4 protein-coding genes are annotated in these 3,650 nt (G+C 35.2%); 2 read left to right on the top strand and 2 right to left on the bottom strand.

Going from position 1 to position 3,650, the window contains the following annotated elements:
- Positions 1-482: 482 nt before the first annotated feature.
- Both QZ265_RS10190 and QZ265_RS10185 read left to right on the top strand, forming a co-directional pair.
- A complete protein-coding gene (locus QZ265_RS10190; protein ID WP_077449371.1) occupies positions 483-698 on the top strand; it encodes a cold shock domain-containing protein in 216 nt (71 codons plus the stop codon).
- Between the two features lie 322 nt (positions 699-1,020).
- Positions 1,021-2,172: a DEAD/DEAH box helicase gene (locus QZ265_RS10185; protein ID WP_296405859.1), complete on the top strand. Its 1,152-nt coding sequence runs from the start codon at positions 1,021-1,023 to the stop codon at positions 2,170-2,172.
- A gap of 187 nt (positions 2,173-2,359) precedes the next feature.
- On the opposite strand, the gene QZ265_RS10180 is transcribed toward QZ265_RS10185, so the two are convergent.
- Both QZ265_RS10180 and ccoS read right to left on the bottom strand, forming a co-directional pair.
- Complete coding sequence (locus QZ265_RS10180; protein ID WP_296405858.1) at positions 2,360-3,256, bottom strand: sulfite exporter TauE/SafE family protein; 897 nt, start codon at positions 3,254-3,256, stop codon at positions 2,360-2,362.
- 58 nt (positions 3,257-3,314) lie between these two features.
- Positions 3,315-3,605, bottom strand: coding sequence for a cbb3-type cytochrome oxidase assembly protein CcoS (ccoS, locus tag QZ265_RS10175; RefSeq protein WP_296405860.1), 291 nt, complete (start codon positions 3,603-3,605; stop codon positions 3,315-3,317).
- Positions 3,606-3,650 lie beyond the last annotated feature (45 nt).

Here is a 3,650-nt window from a genome sequence, read left to right as displayed (position 1 = left end):
TAGTGAAAGTTGAGATTTAGGGATGGTTTGTTCTTATCGTGCAAAGGTTTCTATATAGCTAATTATAAGTTTTATTTGTTATAAATATTATAATACTATACCGATTTTTAACCCATTATTATTGATTAATTAGTGATATTTGAAGGGTGTAGTCATCAAAGAGTAGAATAATTTTAAAAAAGCTTACATAATGTGAAAGTTATGTTAAAACACTTTGTGTTAATAAATTGACGTGCTATGATTAGTTTTAGATAACAAACATGTCTGTAGTGTTACACAATTAAGAATTTAGTGCTCTTATTTTTGCTAATAAAAATGCACAAGTATATGGTTTTTATTTGTAGCTATTGCAAGTCTTGTTTCGGTTACTAAGTGGTCTTTAGCCACTTCTTATACCCAGTATTAGCATTTCAGGCTTCAGCTTATATGCTTTAATTGGGATTTAATTGAAGTCTTATATAATAAGTTTTAGGAAGTAGATTATGTCAGCTCGTGAGCAAGGTACTGTTAAGTGGTTTAATGATGCAAAAGGATTTGGTTTTATTCAACGTGAAAGCGGTGAAGATATTTTTGTTCATTTCCGTGCTATTCAAGGTGACGGCTATCGTTCACTTCAAGACGGCCAGAAAGTAGAATTTGTAGTTACTGAAGGTGATAAAGGCCTACAAGCTGAAGAAGTTACTAAAGTAGACGCTTAATTCCAATTTAATTGTTATTGGTATAAAGTCTTTTTCTAGCCTATACATATTGAACCAAAAAGCCAATGTGTCAAATTTAAATGCGTTCTCGCTTATTTAAATTTGACATGTTGGCTTTTTTTGATGCTATGACAAAAATTAGCTAATCTTGTTTGGGTATTGTTAAAGGTAATGACCTATAATAGCCCAACGTTAAATCAAATTAATGTCGCTTAAAGAGGTTATCAATTAAGTCTATTGAATGTATTAAACTAAGTATTATCTTATAATATTCATAATTAAAATAATAATCACAATTAAATTAATAAGTTAAGGAAGTTATATGGATGATTTTATTAAATTTAATGATTTGGACTTAACCGATAGTGTCTTAAAGTCTGTAGAAGATTTAGGTTTTACGGAGTTAACCCCAATTCAAGCTAAAATCTTACCGTATACTTTAGCTGGACAAGATGCTATTGGTCAGGCTCAGACAGGGACTGGAAAAACAGCCACTTTTTTAATTACCATTATTGAAGCCTTGTTAAAGCGACCATTTCAAAAAGATGAACTGCGCTATTTGGGTGAGCCAAGGGCTTTAATTTTGGCGCCGACCCGAGAGCTTGCAAATCAAATTTATGAAGATGCCATTGCTTTAACTAAGTTCACAGAGTTAAACAGTATCTGTATCATGGGCGGGGTAGATTATGAGCAACAAATTAAGGCTTTAGATCTGCAATTTATAGATATTTTAATTGCGACGCCAGGTCGTTTGATTGATTTAATATATAAGAGTCATGTATTTTTGGACCGCATCGAAGCATTTGTTCTAGATGAAGCAGACCGTATGATGGATATGGGCTTTATACCAGATATTAAACGATTAATGCGTTATATGCCGTCCAATACTGATAGGCAAAGTTTATTATTTTCAGCTACGTTTAATCAAGATGTGATGAATTTAGCTTATCAATGGTTATCTAATCCAGTATTTTTAGAAATTGAACCTGAGCACAAAACCAGTGACTTGGTGGATCAACATTTTTATTTGTTAACTGAAGCAGATAAGTTTGAAGCTTTATGTCGCATATTAGCGTCTGAGCAAGCAGATAAAGTAATCGTTTTCGCTAATAGAAAAGATCAAGTCAAAAGATTATTTAATCGCCTTGGCGCACAGCATAATGTGGTGATGTTGTCGGGTGATATAGATCAGGGAAAGCGAGAGCGATATTTGGATAAGTTCAAAAATGGCAATGCCAAGGTGCTAGTTGCTACTGATGTGGCTGGACGTGGTATTCATGTTGACGACGTAAGTCATGTTGTAAACTACACCTTGCCCGATCAACCTGACGACTACGTACACCGTATTGGTCGTACTGGCCGTGCTGGTCAACAAGGGGTGAGTATTAGCTTTGTTAGTGAAGATGATGCATTCAACTTGCCGGCAATTGAAGCGCATTTAAATACCAAATTAAAGCTTGAACAGTTTAACTAAACACTTATTAACTAAGCTCATTTCAATAAGTTAGTTATTTACAAGTTAGTTATTAATAAGTACTTATTAACAAGCTACTCATAAAGTCTTTATTAAAAATCATTAAAGAGATATTTATTGCAAAATACCTTTTTATTTTTATAACTATTATTAGATAAAGCGGTTAATTTAATGCCTTTAAAAAATACTATTCAGCAGACTGATGCTCATGCTCCATAGAATTATGGTTTTCACTTTCTGAGTTACCTTGCATACTGTTATTGGACATATCTTTTGCATTATGCATATTATGATCAGCCGTATTCTGCATATGGTCCATATTTTGCATATTGCTCATATCATGGTTGGGCATGTTTTCAGACATATTATGCATTTGGTGGTCACCATGTGTGCCATGATCACCGTGGCCTCCTGAATGATGCATTACCATAGGCAATGCAATCACGGCTAATCCTGATAAAATCATAATTACACCATTTAGTTGGCGCAACTTATAACGGCCAATCTGTTTATGTAACCAGCCCACAGTTTCTTGCGTAGCCACCAACATAGGCACAGTGCCTAAGCCGAATACGAACATTAATAACGCGCCAGCGCCAACGTTATTACTGACAGCTGCCATCAATAGTGCGCCATATACTAAGCCACAAGGCAAGAATCCCCATAATAACCCTGCCGCTAAAGCTTTTGGAAAAGTATTTAACGGAAAAACCTTTTGACGTAGCGGAGATAGTTTTTTCCAGACGCCCATGCCTAATTTTTCAAGTTTGTTCAAAAAAGGCATACCAAGCATAGATAACCCGATAAAGGCCAGAACCAAACCCAGTAAAATACGCGGGGTTGAATTACCCGTTAATAAAGGTGCTAAAACTGTGGTACCAATAAGGCCTGCAATAATCCCTAAAATAGAATAGCTAATAAGCCGACCAAAATGATAAGTGGCAATAAGCCCTCTTTTTTTTAGTGGACTAACGTCTTGCATTGACAACCCAAATGCCGTTACTAAGCCACCACACATACCCAAACAATGTGGAGATCCAAAAAAACCCATTGCAAATGCCGCTACTAATAAAGGGGTAGTCATAACAAATAATCCGTATAGTTTGATTTATGAGACTAATCTAACGTTCTACAAGTGCAAACTATTGATCACCATTTGCATCATTATTATGGCTTGCAGGAAGAGAGTGATCGCTATTCATGAGAGTATTTGAATTTGCAGAAGCTGCATTGTCTTTAGGGTTAGTGGCTTTTGGAGATATAGAATTAGAGCCTAAGATTTGTCTGCGCTCTTGACGATCATCCAATATGACACGCTGGGATTCATTATCTAAATCCTCAAATTGATTGGATTTTACTGCATAACGAACTGCCCAAATGCCAACAACAAAAAGCATTAGGCTCAACGGAATAAGTAAATACATACTAACCATATCGGGCATCCACTTTAAAAATAATAACAAACTTGATATGTATAG

This window comes from Psychrobacter sp. (genome assembly GCF_018260395.1).
GTDB lineage: Bacteria > Pseudomonadota > Gammaproteobacteria > Pseudomonadales > Moraxellaceae > Psychrobacter.
Note: the sequence above shows the minus strand (reverse complement) of the source record. Positions and strands in the feature narration are given on the sequence as shown.

Excerpts from the sequence above, each read along its gene's own strand:
- QZ265_RS10190 (WP_077449371.1), top strand. The coding sequence starts at position 483 with ATGTCAGCTCGTGAGCAAGGTACTGTTAAGTGGTTTAATGATGCAAAA.
- QZ265_RS10185 (WP_296405859.1), top strand. The coding sequence starts at position 1,021 with ATGGATGATTTTATTAAATTTAATGATTTGGACTTAACCGATAGTGTC.
- QZ265_RS10180 (WP_296405858.1), bottom strand. The coding sequence starts at position 3,256 with ATGACTACCCCTTTATTAGTAGCGGCATTTGCAATGGGTTTTTTTGGA.
- ccoS (WP_296405860.1), bottom strand. The coding sequence starts at position 3,605 with ATGGTTAGTATGTATTTACTTATTCCGTTGAGCCTAATGCTTTTTGTT.